The organism is Lutibacter sp. (genome assembly GCF_041596795.1).
Taxonomy (GTDB): Bacteria; Bacteroidota; Bacteroidia; order Flavobacteriales; family Flavobacteriaceae; genus Lutibacter.
Genome location: NZ_JBFHHX010000047.1, coordinates 1 through 21,424, shown reverse-complemented (window position 1 = coordinate 21,424; position 21,424 = coordinate 1). Strand labels below are relative to the sequence as shown.

19 protein-coding genes and 1 tRNA gene are annotated in these 21,424 nt (G+C 30.2%); 7 read left to right on the top strand and 13 right to left on the bottom strand.

The genetic code is table 11. The features are described 5' to 3' along the window. Positions 1-67 precede the first annotated feature (67 nt). From ABY298_RS07565 to ABY298_RS07505, 13 genes are all read right to left on the bottom strand, one after another. A tRNA-Thr gene (locus tag ABY298_RS07565) sits at positions 68-141 on the bottom strand. 94 nt (positions 142-235) lie between these two features. Then, positions 236-535 (bottom strand): ribosome hibernation-promoting factor, HPF/YfiA family, encoded by a 300-nt coding sequence (gene hpf, locus ABY298_RS07560; RefSeq protein ID WP_372745412.1) that lies wholly within the window; start codon positions 533-535, stop codon positions 236-238. A gap of 6 nt (positions 536-541) precedes the next feature. After that, the gene (locus tag ABY298_RS07555) at positions 542-1,432 is read right to left on the bottom strand and encodes a tyrosine-type recombinase/integrase (RefSeq protein ID WP_372745411.1); all 891 of its coding nucleotides are present in this window, start codon (positions 1,430-1,432) and stop codon (positions 542-544) included. Positions 1,433-1,506: 74 nt separating this feature from the next. Next, positions 1,507-1,704, bottom strand: a complete 198-nt coding sequence (gene rpsU / locus ABY298_RS07550; RefSeq protein ID WP_372745410.1) for a 30S ribosomal protein S21 — start codon at positions 1,702-1,704, stop codon at positions 1,507-1,509. Between the two features lie 94 nt (positions 1,705-1,798). Next, positions 1,799-2,965, bottom strand: coding sequence for an acyl-CoA dehydrogenase family protein (locus ABY298_RS07545; RefSeq protein ID WP_372745409.1), 1,167 nt, complete (start codon positions 2,963-2,965; stop codon positions 1,799-1,801). A gap of 14 nt (positions 2,966-2,979) precedes the next feature. Further along, positions 2,980-3,849, bottom strand: a complete 870-nt coding sequence (locus tag ABY298_RS07540) for a ComEA family DNA-binding protein (RefSeq protein ID WP_372745408.1) — start codon at positions 3,847-3,849, stop codon at positions 2,980-2,982. 14 nt (positions 3,850-3,863) lie between these two features. After that, positions 3,864-5,936: an amino acid carrier protein gene (locus tag ABY298_RS07535; protein ID WP_372745413.1), complete on the bottom strand. Its 2,073-nt coding sequence runs from the start codon at positions 5,934-5,936 to the stop codon at positions 3,864-3,866. A 288-nt stretch (positions 5,937-6,224) separates the two neighbouring features. Next, positions 6,225-6,626, bottom strand: coding sequence for a CBS domain-containing protein (locus tag ABY298_RS07530; RefSeq protein WP_372745407.1), 402 nt, complete (start codon positions 6,624-6,626; stop codon positions 6,225-6,227). 27 nt (positions 6,627-6,653) lie between these two features. After that, positions 6,654-7,001 carry a P-II family nitrogen regulator gene (locus tag ABY298_RS07525; protein ID WP_372745406.1) on the bottom strand — a complete coding sequence of 116 codons (348 nt, stop codon included), beginning with the start codon at positions 6,999-7,001 and terminating at the stop codon, positions 6,654-6,656. A 4-nt stretch (positions 7,002-7,005) separates the two neighbouring features. Then, positions 7,006-7,779, bottom strand: a complete 774-nt coding sequence (locus ABY298_RS07520) for a DUF1538 domain-containing protein (RefSeq protein WP_372745405.1) — start codon at positions 7,777-7,779, stop codon at positions 7,006-7,008. A 17-nt stretch (positions 7,780-7,796) separates the two neighbouring features. Continuing rightward, positions 7,797-8,537: a DUF1538 family protein gene (locus tag ABY298_RS07515; RefSeq protein WP_372745404.1), complete on the bottom strand. Its 741-nt coding sequence runs from the start codon at positions 8,535-8,537 to the stop codon at positions 7,797-7,799. Positions 8,538-8,543: 6 nt separating this feature from the next. Beyond that, complete coding sequence (locus ABY298_RS07510; protein ID WP_372745403.1) at positions 8,544-9,542, bottom strand: TrkA family potassium uptake protein; 999 nt, start codon at positions 9,540-9,542, stop codon at positions 8,544-8,546. Positions 9,543-9,545: 3 nt separating this feature from the next. After that, a complete protein-coding gene (locus ABY298_RS07505; protein ID WP_372745402.1) occupies positions 9,546-9,773 on the bottom strand; it encodes a PspC domain-containing protein in 228 nt (75 codons plus the stop codon). Positions 9,774-9,878: 105 nt separating this feature from the next. Between ABY298_RS07505 and uvrA the strand changes: the two genes are divergently transcribed. The 7 genes from uvrA (at position 9,879) to ABY298_RS07470 (ending at position 21,342) form a co-directional block, all read left to right on the top strand. Next, positions 9,879-12,704 carry an excinuclease ABC subunit UvrA gene (uvrA, locus tag ABY298_RS07500; RefSeq protein WP_372745401.1) on the top strand — a complete coding sequence of 942 codons (2,826 nt, stop codon included), beginning with the start codon at positions 9,879-9,881 and terminating at the stop codon, positions 12,702-12,704. A 52-nt stretch (positions 12,705-12,756) separates the two neighbouring features. Further along, positions 12,757-13,467, top strand: coding sequence for a TIGR00730 family Rossman fold protein (locus ABY298_RS07495; protein WP_372745400.1), 711 nt, complete (start codon positions 12,757-12,759; stop codon positions 13,465-13,467). Between the two features lie 14 nt (positions 13,468-13,481). Continuing rightward, positions 13,482-16,292 carry an aminopeptidase gene (locus ABY298_RS07490; RefSeq protein ID WP_372745399.1) on the top strand — a complete coding sequence of 937 codons (2,811 nt, stop codon included), beginning with the start codon at positions 13,482-13,484 and terminating at the stop codon, positions 16,290-16,292. A gap of 158 nt (positions 16,293-16,450) precedes the next feature. Then, positions 16,451-18,901, top strand: coding sequence for a thiamine pyrophosphate-dependent enzyme (locus ABY298_RS07485; RefSeq protein WP_372745398.1), 2,451 nt, complete (start codon positions 16,451-16,453; stop codon positions 18,899-18,901). A 340-nt stretch (positions 18,902-19,241) separates the two neighbouring features. Then, positions 19,242-19,472, top strand: a complete 231-nt coding sequence (locus ABY298_RS07480; RefSeq protein ID WP_372745397.1) for a ferredoxin family protein — start codon at positions 19,242-19,244, stop codon at positions 19,470-19,472. A 17-nt stretch (positions 19,473-19,489) separates the two neighbouring features. Further along, positions 19,490-20,569: a 3-methyl-2-oxobutanoate dehydrogenase subunit VorB gene (locus ABY298_RS07475; protein WP_372745396.1), complete on the top strand. Its 1,080-nt coding sequence runs from the start codon at positions 19,490-19,492 to the stop codon at positions 20,567-20,569. Then, positions 20,569-21,342, top strand: a complete 774-nt coding sequence (locus ABY298_RS07470) for a thiamine pyrophosphate-dependent enzyme (RefSeq protein ID WP_372745395.1) — start codon at positions 20,569-20,571, stop codon at positions 21,340-21,342. Before ABY298_RS07475 ends, ABY298_RS07470 begins: the two co-directional genes overlap by 1 nt. The last annotated feature ends 82 nt before the right edge of the window (positions 21,343-21,424 follow it).

Here is a 21,424-nt window from a genome sequence, read left to right as displayed (position 1 = left end):
TGCGCAGCAGATTTACAGTCTGCCCTCGTTGGCCACTTGAGTATCTCACCATTCTTTCAAAGATCTGAGCCGATAGAGGGACTCGAACCCACGACCTGCTGATTACAAATCAGCTGCTCTAGCCAGCTGAGCTACATCGGCTTTTTACTCCATAAAAGAAGTCCGCTATTTCTAACGGACTGCAAATGTATTAAAGTTTTATATTTAAACAAAACTTTTCTAATTATTTTTTTAATTATTTAACTTTAACTTTTTCTTTTACTTTTGCTAACGATCTTTTAATGGAATCGACTGCTAACATAGTACCTTCTTCAAATGTTTTACATTGCTTTTTTACAACAATATCATTTCCAGGTACATTTACTTTAATTTCAACAGTTTTATTTTCCTTTTCACTGGTTTGTTGCACCTTTAAATACACTTCAGAATCTACTATTTTATCATAAAATTTCTCTAAATTATTTAACTTTTTTTCTATAAACTCTATTAATCCTTTGTCAGCATTAAAATTAACCGATTGCACATGTACTTTCATAATAAATTAGTTTTTATCGCTCCTTGGGTGAGCTTGATTATATATTTCCTTTAACTTACCCAAACTACTATGGGTATATACTTGAGTGGATGCTAAACTAGAATGCCCAAGCAATTCTTTAACAGAGTTTAAATCCGCTCCTTCATTTAATAGGTGTGTAGCAAAAGAATGCCTTAAAATATGAGGGCTCTTTTTTTCTTTTGACGACACACAACTAAAATAATTATTTATTATTCGATACACAAGTGTATCATATAATTTTTTCCCTTTTTTTGTAACAAATAAATAAGATTCATCATTTATAATTTCTGTTCTAATTTCTAAATAATTTTTTAATGAAGCTTGTACTGTTTTAAGCAACGGAATATACCTTTCTTTATTCCGTTTTCCTAATACTTTAACAGTTTCATTAACAAAATCTATATCTGCTAATTTAATATTCAATAACTCTGCTCTTCTTATTCCGGTTGAATATAAAAGTTCTACAATTAATTTGTTTCTTATAGATTCAAAATCAATAGCATTAGTATTTACTGCTGCTAAAACATCATGAATCTCTTTTTCTGAAAATGGAATTTGTATTTTTTTTGAAGTTTTTAACGCCTTATGTTTTACCATTGGACTTACTTCAATTTGTTTGGTTTTTAATAAAAATTTATAGAAAGATTTTAGTGAAGATAGTTTTCTGTTTATACTTCTATTAGAAATATTTAAATTTACTAAACTAACAATCCAGCTTCTAATTTGTGCATAATTAACATTTATAATGTTATTAATTTCAAATTGAGTACTACAAAATTCTTGGAATGAATTTAAATCATTTTGATAAGCTGTAATAGTATGGCGAGAATATTTTTTCTCTAAAGCTAAATAATTTAAAAAGGAATTTATAGGCATAAAAAAACCGTTAGTATACAAATTTACGAATTGTTATTTGTAATTACTAACGGTTTATTTTATTTAGTAAAAAATTAAGATTGCTCTTCTGCTGTTCTTAGTTTTTGTACATAACTTGCTTTAATATTTTGCGCACGTTTTACAACTGAAGGTTTGTTGAATTGTTTACGATTACGTAAATTTTTCATTGTCTTTGTACGATCAAATTTTCTTTTGTAACGTTTTAACGCTCTATCAATATTTTCTCCGTCTTTAACTGGTATGATTAACATATTTTAGCACCTCCTTTCAAGTCGTTCAATTTTAAATTTTGGATTGCAAAGATACTATTAAATTTTAATAACCAAACAATTAAATACTTTTTTATTATGCAATAGGTTTATATTCCTTTTTATCAATTACAATTTTTGCAATTATCTCTCTTAAAATCTCTGAGGTCCCACCTCCAATTGGTCCTAATCTACTATCTCTAAACATACGTGCCATTGGATACTCTTCCATATAACCATAACCACCAAGTAATTGCAAACATTGATAAATTACTTCATCGGCTATTTTTGTAGAAACCAATTTAGACATTGTTGCTTCTTTTACAACATATTCACCTTTGTTTAATTTATACATTACTGAATAATTAAACACTTTGCTCATTTCTATTTCACTTGCCATATCAGCAACTTTATGTCTTAACGCTTGAAATTTATCAATAGTTTTTCCAAAAGCTGTTCGTTCGGACATATATTGTAAAGCATATTCTAATGCAAACTCTGCCCTTGCGTGTGCATTTATTCCCATAATAATACGTTCTAAAGCAAAATGTTGCATTATATAAGGAAATCCTTTTCCTTCTTCTCCTAATAAATTTGATGCAGGAACCACAACATTATCAAAAGCAATTTCTGCCGTATCTGAAGCTTTCCACCCCAATTTTTCTAAATTAGTTGAAGAAATTCCTTTTGTACTTCTATCAACAACAAAAATACTCATTCCTTTATTTCCAAGTTCAGGATTTGTTTTGGCTGCAATTACTAAATAATCAGAATAAACTCCATTTGTAATAAAGGTTTTTGATCCATTAATAACATAGCTATCTCCATTTTTTATTGCAGTTGTTCGCATTCCTGCAACATCTGACCCTCCAAAAGGCTCAGTTATACATAAACACCCTACTTTTTCTCCTAAAATACTTGGAACTAAATATTGCTCTTTTATAGATTGACTTCCTTCTTTTTCAAGATGTGTCATTGCTAAATAAACATGAGCCCACATAGCTGCAGCAAAACCAGCTGAATTAACTTTTTGTAATTCTTCTAAAAAAATAGTTGTGTAAAATAAATCTAAATTTAACCCTCCAAATTCTTCAGGATAATTTAGTCCAAAGTAACCCATGTCTCCAAACTTCTTCCATATTTCTTTGTCTATAAAACCTTGTCTTTCCCACTTATCTATATTTGGGACAACTTCTTTTTGTAAAAAATCTTTAAAACTTTGGCGGAACGCATTGTGTTCTTCGGTAAAATACATGCTGCTCATTTAGGCTTGCTTTATTATTTAGCTTGCAAATATAAGGCTATTCTATTAAATTTTTCTAAAGGAAAGTCATCAATTTTCTTCAACTCTTCAATTGATTGAATTTCAGCCACTTCATCTCTATATTGAAAAATTTTCTTTGTTAATTCATAATCTAAATATGGTAGCGAAAGCACTTGCTTAAAAGAAGCTTTATTAATATTTATTTTTTCAATTACAGGTTTTTGTAATACTTTAAAATTTACTAATACTTTGTCTGCTACTTCTTTCTCTAAATACCAAACTTCATATAATTGATCATCAAAAGTAAATCCTTTTAATTTAGTTCTGTAACTAATAATTCTTTGACCTAATTTATCGCCAATTCCTTTAATTGACTTAAAATCTTCTAAGGTTGCGGTATTTATATCTTTAACAATAGTAGCTGATTTTGATTGAACAACATTTTTGTTAGTGTTCTTTTTTGAAGAAGTAACCCAGTTAGGAAATTTAAAATATGGGGAAATAACATTAAGCAAACTATCATTAACTCCTGTTACTTGCTGAAATTGTTTTGCTGAATTTATAAACGCACCAGATTTTCTAAACTCTAATAATTTATCAATTTGGTCAACGCTCATACCTAATTGATATCCTTTAAAATCGGTAATATAATTTGGATTGAAAGGGTATATTTTTTGCTTACTATTTTCTTTTTTAATTTCTTGTAAGGAATCAACTTCTTTTAAAAATGAGATCATTTCATTAGAATCTTTTTTAGACTTTTCCTTTGATGAAAAATCAACAAAAAAATACGCTAATTGAAATAACACTATCAGTAACAACAAAAAGAAAATCCCATTTCGTTGCCTTTTATTGTAACTAAAATGGGATTCAAATATTTTCATTTTTAAAAACTTTATTATTTTTTCACTTTTAATTGAGCTTTATACAGCTCTCCTGCCTTCAATTTTCTCCAATATTCATCTAAATCTCCTTTTACTTCACCCGACATTATATACAATCCAATAATATTTGGAAATGCCATTGCAAGAATCATCATATCAGAAAAATCTAATACAGCACCTAAACTAACTGAGGCACCTACAACAACAAATATTAAAAAGAACATTTTGTAAACCATTTCAGTTTTTTTACTTTTTCCAAATAAATAAGTCCAAGCACGCATTCCGTAATACGACCAAGAAATCATAGTAGAAAGCGCAAACAAAAAGATAGCTACAGTTAACACATAAGGAAACCAAGAAATTACAGTTCCAAAAGCGTCAGAAGTTAATTGTGCACCAGCCATACCTACTACTTCGTGTTTTCCGGTAAAAATTAATACCAATGCAGTTAAAGTACAAATAACAACCGTATCAATAAAAGGTTCCATTAAAGAAACAAACCCTTCGGAAGGTGGATTATTTGTTTTTGCAACACTATGCGCAATGGCTGCTGAACCAACTCCGGCTTCATTAGAAAATGCAGCTCTTTGAAACCCTACAATTAACACTCCTATTATTCCTCCTTTTAATGCTGATGGATTAAAGGCTCCTTCAAAAATTGCTGTAAATGCTGGTCCAATATTTTCTATATTTATAAAAATTACTGCTAAACAAGCTGCAACATAAACAGTAGCCATAATTGGAACAACTTTTTCCGTTACTTTGGCTATACTTTTAATACCTCCAATAATTACAGCTGCAACAAGTAAAGAAATTATAATCCCAAACCAAAACCCATGACCAACTAACTCTGGTACTTGTCCTGAAACTGCTTCAAATGCTTGATTGGCTTGAAACATGTTTCCTCCACCAAAAGAAGCTCCAACACAAAGCACGGCAAATACACCGGCTAAAACTTTTCCTAAAACTTTTTTGTTTTGTTTTTCCAATCCATTTCGTAAATAGTTCATTGGGCCACCAAAAACTCGTCCATCAGGCGCTATATTTCTATATTTTACACCTAAAGTACACTCCACAAATTTGGAAGACATTCCCAATAATCCTGCTACAATAATCCAAAAAGAAGCACCGGCACCACCTAAAGAAATGGCTACCGCAACACCAGCAATATTCCCTAAACCAACTGTTCCTGAAACTGCAGTTGCAAGAGCTTGAAAATGCGTTACTTGCCCTGGAGCGTTTGGATCATCATATTTTCCACGTGCTAAATCAATTGCATGTTTAAATCCTCTTATATTTATAAAGCCCATTCTAAAAGTAAAGAATAAAGCCCCAATGGATAACCATATTACAATAAATGGAATGTTCTTTTTCTGTAAATCTCCATTTGGATGTGTTAATGCAATTTTTTCATCATACACTACTGAAGCAAAATTATGAGCTCCTTCCTCAATTACATCTCCTTTATTAGCGGAATTATATATAGATCCTCCTTCTTTGGCAAGATGTTTTAATGTTCCAGATACAAAAGCTCTTCCAACAATATCACTTCCGTCTCTGGAAATAATAGCAATGGTATCGCCTTCTTTCACTTTTACACCATCATCAACCACCCATTCTTTAATTAAAAATGATCCTTTTATTCCAGGTCTCCAACCAGGAATTGGGATATTCTTTTTTTCTACATATACATTAGGATCATAAATACCTACAGCTGAAAATGGATCCCAAAACAATACCATAGCTATAGTATTTACAATAGGAGTAAAAGTTCCGTTAAAACGTTCTGAAATATTTTTCATTGGAACCACATATTCCTTAGTAATTGTATTTCCTACCGCGTCTGTTATAACAACATTATAAGGAACACCTTCAACTAATCCAAAAGCTTTATTAGAAACTAATGGAGTGCTTTGATTACTCCATTTATAAGAATATGGAGCCGTTCCACCAGTAACATTAACTTCTATAATTCCGTCGTTAATTATTGTGGATGGATTTTTAATATTTTCTTTTACTATTAAATTTTGTGAGAAAATTACTGTTGTGAATAGTAGTAGGATTGGAAAACTTAATTTTACAGACATTTTTGAAAAACCGATAGCTTTCCTTGAAAATGTTACTCTTGAAATTAACCAAAATGCTAAATCTTTCAATTTTGAAGTAATTGATTGAAACCAATTATTAAATCGTTTACCAAATACTTTTTCTTTAGCATTTAACCCAAATACTTTAAATAAAAGCAACAAAAACAGGGGTTTTTTATTCATAATTTTATGTTTTTTAAAAAGAATACGCAATATGGCAAAAAAATAAAGGCACTCCAACTTTTTATGACTAAACTTTAGATCAATTTAATTGAAAAAAAATCACATCTAAAATAAATGATTATCCAAAACCAAATCATTCAAGGAAATCATTCCAATATATTCCTTATTTTCTTGAACAGGAGCTATTCTAAAACCAACATTAGTAAGTAAATTTGCAACATACTTTACGTCCATATCTGATGGAACACTCACCACTGGCTTGCTCATAATTTCAAATACATTAACTTCATGAGAGCCTTTGTCCGCAATAATAACACCTTTAATTAAGTCTTTAATCAATACAATACCATAGGCATCTTCTGGATATCTTTTTTTAACAATTAAAGCTTCAACTTTTTCAGCTCTCATTAAATTTACAGCTTCTTTGGCAGTTGCCATTCCATCAATAAAAACAACTTTAGTTCTCATAACGTCTTTTACACTTTGAAAAGTTCTTTTATATTTCATTATATTGGGTATTAGATATTAGTGTATTTAAAAATATTCGTCTCTTGCTTGTTTTTTAAAAGTTTGCATTTGACTTTGCAAACCTGCAACATGTTCTATTGGTAATACAAAAGCAATTCCAGTCCCTGGTTTATCAAACTCTCCAGCTTCTTCAATTACTTTCATAAACTTCTCAACAACATGTTCTTCAACTAAAAAAACAATTATTTCAGTTTGATCTTCTATAGTTAAACCAAAAAATGATTTTGCTTCGTTTATACCTGTTCCTCTAGCAGGAATTATTGTTGCTCCTGTTGCTCCAGCAGATTTCATTGCATTTACAACTTTATCAGAAATCTTCGGCTTTACAAAGGCCATAATTAATTTAAATTGCATTGTTTTATTTTTTTATATGAAACATTTTATTTTTTAAAAACATAAATTGAGAATATGCCAATACACTTATTATTGGAAATAAACTTGCAAAAGCTATTAATCCAAATCCATCTATTGCCGGATTCCTTCCTGGCACCGCTCCTGAAAGCTCTAAACCAAGTGCTGTTACAAGCGGCACAGTAACCGTAGATGTTGTTACACCTCCAGAATCATAAGCTAAAGCTATAATATCTTTTGGGGCAAATATTGTTTGAATAACAACTATTATATAACCTCCTAAAATATACAAATATAATGGCGTTCCTGTTACAATACGAAATGTACCAAGTGCAAGCGCAAAAGCCACACCTACTGCAACTGTTATTCTTAAACCATTTGCACTTATTGTTCCTGCAGATACTTCACCAGCTTTAATGGCTACAGCTATTAAAGATGGTTCGGCAATAGTTGTAGAAAAACCAATGGCTGCAGCAAATATATATATCCAATAATAATTAGTCCAATGTATAACCTCACCTTCAACAATTCCTAAAAACTCTGGATTAGAAAGTTGATTTGCCATTATTTCTCCTATTGGAAATAATGCTTTTTCTAATCCCATTAAAAAAAGTGCTAATCCTAATACAACAAAAACACCACCTAAAATTACACGTCTTAAATGCGGAATTGGTTGTTTTAAAATAATTATTTGAAAAAATACAATTATGGTTAATATAGGTAAAACGTCTAAGAAGGTATAGAACAATATCTTAAAAAAATCTACCAATAAATTTACCATAGTATTCTTCTATTTTTCTAAAACCAAAATAAACCATATCCCATTACAAAAATCATTGGCATTAGCGATGCAAAAGCTATTAAACCAAACCCATCTAACAAAGGACTTCTGCCCTTTATTACATTTGCTAACCCAACCCCAAGAGCTGTTACTAGCGGAACAGTTATTGTAGAAGTTGTTACACCTCCAGCATCATAAGCCAAACCTATAATTTCATTTGGGGCAATAATTGTCATAAACATTACAACTAAATAGCCACCAATTATTAGGTAATAAATTGGCCAACCTTTTAAAATACGTAAAACACCAATTACAATAGCAAAACCAACTGATAATGCAACTGAAATTCTTAATCCTAAAGCATACGTTTTAAGTGTTTCACTATCTGAACTTATTAAACCTGATTCCGATGAAATTTTTGCGGCCTCTTTTGCAATAGCCAATAGTGCAGGTTCTGCAATAGTAGTTGAAAACCCTAACGCAAAAGCAAATACTAACAACAATGTTAAACTTCCTTTTTTAGCTAAAGCATAAGCAAGTGCTTCTCCTATTGGAAACAATCCCATTTCTAATCCTTCAATAAAAAGCATTAAACCTAAAGCTACTAAAACAACACCTACTAATACATCCCAAATTTGAGGAAACGGCTGATGAATTACAACAACTTGAAAAAAAACAACTACAATAATGATAGGAAATAAATCTAATAATGCAGATTTAATTTTATTACCAAATTGCACCAAATCATCTTTAAACATCAATTTTTAATTTAAAAGTTCTCGTAATTTTTTTATTTGCCCTGGTCTGCCTAAAACAATTAAATTTGAATTCTTGGTTAACCTAGTTGAAGATTCTGGATTTACAATATACTCATTGTCAGCTGTTTTAAATCCAATAACATTACACCCTGTTCTTTTTCGTAAATCTAAATCTAAAATTGTTTTATTTAAAAACTCTGACGGCAAATCATTAACTGAAATTTCTTCTAAATTGGCATTACTATCTCCAGCAATTGTAAGTCTATCAACAAACTCAACCAAATCTGGTGTAACAACCAACGATGCCATATGAGCTCCTCCTAATTTATCTGGCATAATTACATTAGAAGCTCCAGCAAATTTTAATTTTCCATAAGATGATTCATTAGATGCTCTGGTAATTATTGTAAAATCACTATTAAACTGACGAGCCGATAAAACCACAAATAAATTATCAGCATCCGAAGGTAAAGCTGTAATTAAACTTTTTGCCCTTTCTAATCCTAATTTTTTTAAATCATCATCATTAGTAGCATCTCCTTCAATAAATAAGATACCATCGCGTTCTAAATCCTCAATTTCATCTTTTCGCTTTTCAATTACTATACAAGGCTGATTAAATTGTTTTAATTTAGCCACTGCCTGTTTGCCATTTCTACCATAACCACAAACAACAGTATGATCTTTTAAATTTTGAATTTCTTGCTGCACTCTTTTAATTTTTAAAATTTGAAAAATGTTTCTGTTTGCAAAATATTCTGTTAGCGCTGTAACAGAGTAACCATAAACTATAATACTTATTATTATTAAAAATATAGTAAATAATTTTTCCGTTTCATTTAACTCGTGTAAAGTACCAAAACCAACTGTAGACATTGTTATAATGGTCATGTACAGCGAATCTATAAAAGATTCATTTGATATTACCATAAAACCACCTACTCCAATAACTAATACAGTTGTTAAAAGTAAACTTGAAATATATAATTTAGACTTTACTACCATAAATTACAAATCAAAAACTGAACTTCTTTTGGTGTAAATCATATCCTTTAATCGTAATAAAAAAGCTAATGTTAAGTAAATTCCAAAAGAAAACCCAAGGGTTACAAAAGATATGTAAATAAAAAACAAACGTACATTTGAAACACTAATTCCTAATCTATCTGCAAATCTTGAAGATACTGCAAAACCATGTTTTTCAAAAAAATGTCTTATGGAGTGAATCCAGTTCATCGGTAAAAATATTTAACCGCAATATACTAATTTTCAAAATAAGATATTGGACTACGGTTAAATTGTGATTACAATTTTTTAACTTTGCCTCTTTCCAATTTTCTTATGACTAAAAATGAAGAATTTATAGAAGTACTAGGTGCACGAGTTCATAATTTAAAAAATATTGATGTTCGTATTCCTAGAGAAAAACTAGTAGTAATTACTGGATTAAGTGGTAGTGGAAAATCATCATTGGCTTTTGATACCATTTATGCTGAAGGTCAGAGACGGTATATTGAAACTTTTTCGGCGTATGCACGTCAGTTTTTAGGTGGATTGGAACGGCCAGATGTTGATAAAATAGATGGTTTATCACCCGTTATTTCTATTGAACAAAAAACCACAAATAAAAGTCCTAGATCTACTGTGGGAACTATCACAGAAATTTATGACTTTTTAAGATTATTATACGCAAGAGCCTCTGATGCTTATAGTTACAACACCAATCAAAAAATGGTTAGTTATACAGATGAGCAAATAAACGAACTAATTTTAGAAGAATTTGACGGTAAAAAAATTATTATTCTTGCACCGTTAATTAAATCGAGAAAAGGACATTACAGAGAACTTTTTGAACAAATTGCCAAACAAGGATTTTTAAAAGTTAGGGTTGATGGCGAAATTGTTGATATAGAAAAAGGAATGCGTTTAGACAGGTACAAAACGCATGATATTGAAATAGTTATTGATCGATTATTAGTTTCTAAAGATGCCGAAAAAAGACTTACCGAAACTATTACAACTGCCTTATACTCTGGTGATAATATTTTAATGGTTTTAGAACATGAAACCAATACACCTCGTTATTTTAGTAGGGATTTAATGTGTCCAACTTCAGGAATTTCGTATCCAAATCCAGAACCAAATACATTTTCATTTAACTCACCTAAAGGGGCTTGTGAAACCTGCAACGGACTTGGTAAAATTCATAAAGTTAACATTGATAAAATTATTCCAGATCCTGAAATTTCAATAAAAAAAGGTGGTATTGCTCCTATTGGCGAACAAAAAACCAGTTGGATTTTTAAACAATTACAACTAATTGCCGAACGCTATAATTTTGAATTAACCGATCCTATTTCAAAAATACCTAAAGATGCTCTAAACATTATTTTAAATGGTGGAAAAGAAAAATTTGAAATAGTTGCCAAAACTGCTGGAGTTACCAGAAATTACGAAATAGATTTTGAAGGAATTACAAATTTTATAGAAAATCAATACAACGCAACAGAATCAACCTCTATTAAACGTTGGGCTAAAGATTTTATGGATAATGTTGTTTGTGAAACTTGTGAAGGAAAACGACTTAAAAAAGAAGCCTTATATTTTAAATTAAACAACAAAAATATATCGGATTTAGCACAACTAGATATTACCGAACTTGCCGCTTGGTTTTCGGATATTGAATCTAAATTATCACAAAAACAACTACAAATTGCCTCTGAAGTTTTAAAAGAAATTAGAACCCGAATCCAGTTTTTAGTAGATGTTGGTTTAGATTATTTAAGCTTAGACAGAAGCTCAAAATCATTATCAGGTGGTGAAGCGCAACGTATTAGATTGGCAACACAAATTGGTTCTCAATTAGTTGGCGTCCTTTATATTTTAGATGAACCAAGTATTGGTTTACACCAAAGAGACAATGAAAAATTAATTAAATCACTTATAAATTTACGTGACATTGGTAATTCGGTTATTGTAGTTGAACATGATAAAGATATGATTGAACACGCCGATTTTGTGTTAGATATTGGCCCTGGCGCAGGAATTCACGGAGGAGAAATTGTTAGTGAAGGTACTTTTGAACAACTAAAACAACATAAAACTTTAACCGCCGAATATTTAAATGGCACAAAAACAATTGAAGTTCCTAAAAAAAGAAGAGCCGGAAATGGAAAATCAATAATACTTTCTGGAGCCACTGGAAACAATTTAAAAAATGTTACGGTAGAATTTCCTTTAGGAAAATTAATTTGTGTTACTGGAGTTTCGGGTAGCGGAAAATCTACATTAATTAATGAAACTTTATATCCAATATTAAATCATCACATATATAGAGGCGTAAAAAAACCAATGCCTTATAAAAAAATTGAAGGTTTAGAGCATATTGATAAAGTTATAGATATAGATCAATCACCCATTGGTAGAACACCACGCTCAAACCCAGCAACTTACACCGGAGTTTTTAGCGAAATACGTAATTTATTTGCAAAAACTAGCGAAGCTGCCATTAGAGGTTATAAACCTGGAAGATTTTCGTTTAACGTAAAAGATGGCCGTTGTGAAACCTGTGAAGGTGGTGGTGTTAGAGTTATTGAAATGAACTTTTTACCAGATGTTCATGTGGAATGTGAAACCTGTCAAGGCAAAAGATTTAACAGAGAAACATTAGAAATTAGATACAAAGGAAAATCTATTTCTGATGTACTGAATATGACTATTGAAGAAGCTGTAACATTTTTTGAAAACATTCCTAAAATAAACAGAAAATTAAAAACAATTAAAGATGTAGGCTTAAGCTATATTACTTTAGGTCAGCAATCTACAACACTTTCCGGAGGTGAAGCACAAAGAATAAAACTAGCTTCAGAATTATCAAAAAGAGACACCGGAAATACCTTTTATATTTTAGATGAACCAACCACGGGTTTACATTTTGAAGATATAAGAGTTTTAATGTTAGTTTTAAATAAATTAGCTAACAAAGGCAATACCATTTTAGTAATTGAGCATAATTTAGACGTGATAAAATTAGCCGATCATATTATTGATATTGGTATGGAAGGTGGAAAAAATGGTGGAGATGTAATTTGCACAGGAACTCCAGAAGATATTATTAAAAATAAAAAAAGCTATACTGCCCAATTCTTAAAAAAAGAATTAAATTAGGCGGATATATAACTATAAAAAAGTTGAAAAAATTAAAAAATTATATTGCTTTATGACTCCAAATGAAGACAGAAAAATAAGAGAAAAATTTAAACAAAAAACTTGGAACGAAATTAAAACCAACGATTCTTGGGCTATTTTTAAAATTATGGCAGAGTTTGTAGAAGGTTTTGAAAGATTAGGAAAAATAGGTCCGTGTGTTACAATTTTTGGTTCTGCAAGAACAAAACCAGATGAAAAGTATTACAAATTAGCCGAAAACATTGCTTATGAATTAACTCAAAGCGGTTATGGAATAGTAACTGGTGGAGGGCCAGGAATTATGGAAGCCGGAAACAGAGGTGCGCATAGAGGAAAAGGTACTTCGGTTGGTTTAAATATTGAATTGCCATTTGAGCAACACGACAATCCGTATATTGATCCAGATAAAAGTCTCGATTTCGATTATTTCTTTGTTAGAAAAGTAATGTTTATAAAATATTCTCAAGGTTTTGTTGTAATGCCAGGTGGTTTTGGAACTATGGATGAACTATTTGAAGCAATAACATTAATTCAAACAAAAAAAATTGGAAAATTCCCAATTGTACTGGTTGGAAGAAAATTTTGGGCTGGATTATTGGAATGGATTAAAACAACACTTATTGAGGAAGGAAACATTAGCCCAGAAGATTTAAATCTAATTTCTTTAGTAGATACCGAAGAAGAGGTTTTAGAGGTTATTGATACTTTCTACAAAAAATACAGTTTAAGCCCTAACTTTTAACATTTGAACGCTATTTGAAAAACCATATTATAATACTATTTTTCTTACTATCCATCTGTTTAAAAAAAACCTATGGTCAAAATAATATTATAAACATTGATGCTTTTTTAGATACAGAATTAAATGAAATTAGAATCACAGAAGAAGTTGTGTTTTTTAATAAATCTGGTATTTCTTTAAATGAAATTTATTTCCATAACTGGCCAAATGCATATGCTAATAAAAACACACCATTAGCTAAAAGATTTATAGAAAACTATTCTAAAACCTTTCATTTTGCCAAAGAAAAACATAGAGGTTTTGGAAATATAAAAGGCATTTCTGTAGATTATGAAATTGCAAATTGGGAAATTACCATAGAGAATCCTGATATTTTAAAAGTAATTTTAGCACAACCTTTAGCACCCAATGAATCTGCTAAAATTAAGGCAACCTATATTGTAAAACTGCCAAAAGATAAATTTACCAAATACGGAGTAAATACTGTAAGTTATAATTTAAGATATTGGTATTTAGCGCCTGCTATTCACAACAAAACCTGGAAAATTTATAATAATTTGGATATGGACGACATGTACATTGATAATTCCAATTATAAAATAAATTTTACCGTTCCTAAAAATTACACTCTAAACAGTGATATTAAACAGTATTTTGAAGCAACTGACTCTCACAAAAAATACTTTTTAGCAGGTAATCAAAAATCGGATATTGAAATAAATATTACCCAAGAAAATGATTTTTTTCAGTTTCAATCAAGCCCAGTTTCAATAATTACTAATCTTACTTCAGAAAATTTAGACACAAATATTCAAACAGATATTTTAAATAGAGAATTGCTATTTTTAAAACATTATTTAGGCGATTTTCCTCACGATAAATTGTTCATCAATAAAATTGATTATGAAAAAAATCCAGTTTATGGATTAAATCAACTTCCATCGTTTTTGGCTCCATTTAGCAATACATTTGAATGGGATATACAAATTTTTAAAATCCTTTCCAGAAAATATATAGACAATGTTTTTACATTTAATCAAAGAGAAGATGTTTGGTTGGCAGATGGGCTACAAACCTTTTTAATGATTAAATATGTAGAAAAATATTATCCTGAAGTTAAAGCTATAGGAAATATTTCAAAAATTTGGGGAATCAAAAACTTTAATTTATCTAGCTTAGGATTTAATGATAAATACCCTTTTGTTTATCAATTTGCAGCAAGAAAAAATATAGATCAGGCATTAACAGAAAAATCAGAAAACCTATCAAATTTTAATAGAAAAATTGTAAATAAATACAAAGCTGGTATTGGTCTAAAATATTTAGAAAACTATTTGGGCGATAGTATTGTTGAAAATGCAATTATTGATTTTTCAAAAGAAAACAATGGAAATTTAGCTCAAAGTGAGTCTTTTTTAAGACATTTAAAAACATCAAAAGATATTAGCTGGTTTTCTAATGATTATTTAAATACCAGTAAAAAAATAGATTACACCATAAAAAAAATAACAACTAAACAAGATTCTATAGCTGTTACTATTTTAAACAAACGACAAATTTCGGTTCCTATTCAACTTTACGGATTGCAGGATAAAGAAATTAAATTTAAAAAATGGCTTACCAACATAGATTCTGTTTCAACCGTTACAATTCCAAAAAATGGTTTTGACCGACTTTCATTAAATTATGAATTTGAAGTACCTGAAAGCAATTTAAAAAACAACTGGAAAAATGTTCATAAAAAATTATTCAACAGACCATTACAATTAAAGTTTTTTAAAGATGTTGAAAACCCGTACTTCAACCAATTTTTTTACACACCAATTTATAGGTTTAATTATTACGATGGTTTGGTGCTTGGTATGGCATTTTCTAACAAAACTCTTTTAGAAAAGAATTTTCAATATAAATTAACGCCTTCTTATAGCACAAAAAGTAATACATTTTCTGGTTCTTATTCCTTTCTTTACGAGTATCTACCAGAAGATAATTCCATAAATAAATTTGCTGTTGGATTAGCAGGCAGCAACTATATGTATGCTCCAAATTTAAGCTACAATTTATTAACTCCTTTCGCTTTAATTGAATTTAAACGAAAAAGCTTAAGAGATGTAAGCAGCAAAGTTATTATTGCTTCTTTAACGGCTATTGACAAAGAAAAATCTGAAACCCAAACAGCACATGTAGAAACAAATAAATACAGCGTTTTTAATTTAGATTTTGGATATTCAAAACCCGATATTATTGACGATGTACGATTTTCTTCTCGACTCGAAATTTCAAAAATATTTAGTAAAGTATCTGTAACTGCGCAATTCAGAAAACTAACAGATACCAATAGGCAGTTTGATTTTCGCTTTTTTGCCGGAGCGTTTCTTTCAAACAACACCCAAACCGATTATTTTAGTTTTGCATTAGATAGACCTACAGATTATTTGTTTCAATATGACTATTTAGGACGTTCCGAAACCACAGGAATTTTTAGCCAGCAAATTATTATTAATGAAGGTGGTTTTAAATCCAAATTACCAGTACAATATGCCAATCAGTTTTTAACTACATTAAATACAAGTATTGGATTATGGCGTTGGTTTGAAGTGTATACCGATGTTGGTTTTGTTAAAAATAAAAACGAAAAATTATTTTTTGCACATGAAAATGGTGTTCGTTTAAATTTTGTGCAAGATATTTTAGAGGTGTATTTTCCATTTCACTCTAATTTAGGCTGGGAAATTACACAATCTAGTTATAGCTCAAAAATTAGATTTGTTTTAGTTATTAAACCTAAAAAAATATACAACTTTATAAAACGAGGATTTTACTAAAAAATACACTTCTTTTTAATAACGCCAGTTTTTTTTATCAATTTCATATCAAAACAACACTATTTAACAACTTTACCTAATTTTAGCTAATAAATCTACCTAATTTTTAAGTATCACTAAAATTAAGTAAGTTTGCACTACCAAAAAAATTCTTAAAGATGAATGTAAAATCTTCAAATGCTACTAAAGCACAACTTTCATTCAACCAATTTAAATCGGAAGTTTTAAACGATTATAAAACTGCTGTTATAAGCAGAGAATGCAGTTTGTTAGGGCGTAGAGAAGTTTTAACTGGAAAAGCCAAATTTGGTATTTTTGGAGATGGTAAAGAAGTTCCTCAACTTGCAATGGCAAAGGCATTTAAAAAAGGAGATTTTAGATCTGGTTATTACAGAGATCAAACTTTTATGATGGCTATTGGAGAACTAACTCCCCAACAATTTTTTGCTGGATTATATGCCAATCCAAACATAAAAGAAGACCCAATGTCTGCTGGAAGACAAATGGGAGGTCATTTTCAAACACATACTTTAGATGAAAATGGTCAATTTAAAAATCTAACAGAACAGTACAATTCAAGTTCAGATATTTCACCAACAGCAGGTCAAATGCCTAGAATGTTAGGTATTGCCTATGCTTCAAAATTATTTAGAAACCTATCGGAAATAAACAAGCCTAAATTTTCAAAAGATGGAAATGAAATATCTTGGGGAACCATTGGAAATGCAAGCACCTCTGAAGGCGTATTTTTTGAAACCATAAATGCTGCAGGAGTATTACAAGTTCCTTTAATAATAAGTGTTTGGGATGATGATTATGGAATTTCGGTTCCGGCAAAATTTCAAACTACCAAAGAAAATATATCAGAAATATTAAAAGGTTTTCAGCGTAACGATAAAGAAAAAGGATATGAAATTTTTGTTGTTGAAGGTTACAACTATGCAAAACTGGTTGATACCTATAACAAAGCAGCTAAAATTGCACGAGAAGAACATGTGCCAGTTTTAATTCATGTAAAAGATTTAACACAACCACAAGGCCACTCAACTTCAGGTTCTCATGAACGTTATAAAACCAAAGAACGTTTAATTTGGGAAAAACAACATGATTGTATTCTAAAAATGCGTGATTGGATTATTGAATTTGAATTAAATGATGATGAAGGAAACAGTTTAAAATTTGTCCACTCTGAAGATGAATTAATTAAAATTGAAAAAGAAGCTAAAAAAGTTGTAAACCAAGCCAGAAGAGAAGCTTGGATAAATTTTTTAAATCCAATTAAAGAACAAAGAACAATTTTATGTCAGCTTCTTGAAAATTTAGCCTTAAAAAGTAAAAACAAAGCATTTATTTTAAAGTTAAAAAACGATTTATCTGAAATTCCAGATCCTTCAAGAAAAGATAACTTATCTACCGCCAGAAAAGCAATTGTTTATGTAAGAGATGAAGATTTTTTCGATAAAACTCAGCTTCAAAAATGGATTATTAATTATGCTAAAACAGAGCAATCTAAATTTAGCTCACATTTATATAGCGAAACCAATCAAAGTTTTATCCATATTAAAGAGGAACTACCAACCTACTCAGAAAATCCTGAATTAGTTGATGGAAGGCTTATCATAAAAGAAAATTTTGATAAATTATTTGCGCAACATTCAGATTTATTCATTTTTGGAGAAGATTCTGGAAGTATAGGCGATGTAAACCAAGGATTAGTTGGCTTGCAAGAAAAATATGGAAAACTACGTATTTCCGACACAGGAATTAGAGAAGCAACCATTATTGGACAAGGAATTGGAATGGCTTTAAGAGGCTTACGCCCTATTGCAGAAATTCAGTATTTAGATTATTTACTATACGCCATACAAATATTAAGTGATGATTTGGCAACTTTGCATTATAGAACTGCTGGTACACAAAAAGCACCGTTAATAGTTAGAACAAGAGGACATAGACTTGAAGGAATATGGCACTCTGGTTCTCCAATGGGAGCCATTGTACATATGCTTAGAGGAATGCATGTTTTGGTGCCAAGAAATATGACAAAGGCAGCAGGATTTTACAACACACTTTTAGAATGTGACGAACCTGCTTTAATTATAGAAAACTTAAACGGTTATAGACTTAAAGAAAAACTTCCTAATAATTTAGGTCAATTTAAAACACCTATTGGTAAGGTTGAAACAATTAAAGAAGGTAAAGATATTACTGTTGTTTCCTACGGATCTACGTTAAAAATTGTAGAAGACGTGGTAAATTCTTTAGCACAAGTAAATATTGATATAGAAATTATTGATATCCAAAGTTTACTTCCTTTTGATATAAATCATGATATTGTAAAAAGTATTCAAAAAACCAACAGGTTAATAATTATTGATGAAGATGTTCCCGGAGGAGCTTCAGCATACATATTAAATGAAATACTAGAAAAACAAAATGCATACGAGTTTTTAGATAGTAAACCTACAACACTTACTGCCAAAGATCATAGAACAGCCTATGGAACAGATGGTGACTATTTTTCAAAACCAAATGCGGAAGATATTTTTGAAACTATTTATCAAATAATGCACGAAGCAAATCCTACACTGTTTAAAAAACTTTATTAAATTACAGTTTAATTGATAAAATTCAATTGTTTAACAATGTAAAAAAAGCATTTAAACTACTTTTATTTAATTCTTTTATTATTAAATTAATGATAAGAATCATTAACAACAACTAAAATAAATATCAAAATAATAATTGATTTTAAACAATTGTTACATTCCTAAAAAAATGAGTAAAAACGCCTTTTCGGGCGTTTTTTTTTGCCTAAATTTTAATTTTTTCTCAAAAAAATATGATAATTATCAACAATTGATATTTATCATATTTAATATAATAAAATAACGATAACTTTGAGAATAATAGAATTACTAGTTAATAATAACACTTAAAATTATTAAAATGGCAAAAGTTAAAGGGGCTATAGTAGTTGATACTGAAGCCTGTAAAGGTTGTGAAGTTTGTATACCCGTTTGCGGTGAAGATGTTATTGGAATGACTGCAGAAGTAAATAGAAAAGGGTATCATTACGCATATATGAAAAATCCTGAAGCGTGCACAGGTTGCACAAATTGTGGTATTGTTTGCCCAGACAGAGCAATTTCAGTATACAGAGTTAAGGTATCTGATTAATTAATAAAAATCTCAAAATGTCAGAATTAAAGTTAATGAAAGGTAATGAAGCATTGGCTGAAGCAGCAATTAGAGCTGGAGCAGATGCTTATTTTGGGTATCCAATAACACCTCAATCAGAAGTAATTGAATATTTAATGACCGAACAGCCTGAAAAAAGAACCGGTATGGTTGTTTTACAAGCTGAAAGTGAAATTGCTGCCATAAATATGGTTTATGGAGCTGCAAGCACCGGAAAAAAAGTAATGACCTCATCATCAAGTCCAGGTATTTCATTAAAATTAGAAGGAATATCATATTTAGCTGGTGCGGAATTACCTGCTGTAATAGTAAATGTTGTTCGTGGTGGTCCTGGTTTAGGAACTATTCAACCTTCACAAGCCGATTATTTTCAATCTGTAAAAGGTGGCGGACACGGCGATTATAAATTATATGTATTAGCACCAGCATCCGTTCAAGAAATGTCTGATTTTGTTGAAGATGCTTTTGATATTGCTTTTAAATACCGAGCACCAGTTTTAATTCTTTCTGATGGATTAATTGGTCAAATGATGGAAAAAGTAAATTTAAAAGATCAAAAACCACGATTAACTGATCAAGAATTAATTGAAAAAAATGGCAGTTGGGCAACAACCGGAAGAAAAAATAGAGAAAGAAATATTATTACTTCACTAGATTTAGAATCAGAAAAAATGGAGGCAAGAGTTCATAGATTAATGAAAAAATATGAACAAATGGAAAAGGAAGATTTACGATATGAAAAAATTCTTTGTGATGATGCTGAGTATTTAATTGTTGCTTATGGATCAAGCGCTAGAATTAGTCAAAAAGCAGTTGAACTAGCCAGAAAAAAAGGAATAAAAGCTGGTTTATTAAGACCAATTACATTATTTCCATACCCAAAACAACCGTTGTTAGAATTAGCAAATCAAGTTAAAGGAATATTAAGCGTTGAATTAAACGCTGGTCAAATGATAGAAGATGTTCAACTTTCAGTTCAATTTAAAGTTCCTGTTGAACATTTTGGAAGAACTGGAGGAATTATTCATACACCAGAAGAAGTATTAGAAGCATTGGAACAAAAAATTATAAAATAATGGATATACAAGACATTATAAAACCTGAAAATCAAGTTTTTTGTAAAACAAAATTAATGACAGACACAACCTTGTCTTATTGCCCAGGTTGCGGTCACGGAACCGCGCATAATTTAACAATGGAAGTAATTGATGAAATGGGAATTGTAGAAGATACCATTGGTGTTGCTCCTGTTGGATGCTCAGTTTTAGCGTATGATTTTATGAATATAGATATTACCCAAGCGGCTCACGGTAGAGCTCCTGCTGTTGCTACTGCAATTGCAAGAACCTGGCCAGACAAATATGTTTTTACATACCAAGGTGATGGCGATTTAGCTGCTATTGGAACTGCTGAAACTATACATACTTGTAATAGAGGAGAAAATATTGTTATTATTTTTGTGAATAACGGAATTTATGGAATGACTGGTGGCCAAATGGCTCCAACTACTTTAGAAGGTATGATGTCATCTACATCTCCTTACGGAAGAGATATTAAAACAATGGGATCTCCTATTAAAATGACTGAGTTAATAGCTAATTTACCAGGTGTTTATTATGCAACCAGACAAAGTGTTCATACACATAAACACGCTAGAAAAGCTAAAAAAGCAATTCAAAAAGCTTTTGAAAACACTCGATTAAAAAAAGGTTTATCATTTGTTGAAATTGTTTCAAATTGTAATTCGGGATGGAAAATGACTCCAATTGAAGCTAATAAATGGATGGAAGAACATATGTTTTCTTACTTTCCTTTAGGCGATATTAAAGTTGATGGAATTTTAAAATAAAAGTTATGACAGAAGAAATTATTATTGCGGGATTTGGTGGACAAGGTGTACTATCAATGGGAAAAATATTAGCATATTCTGG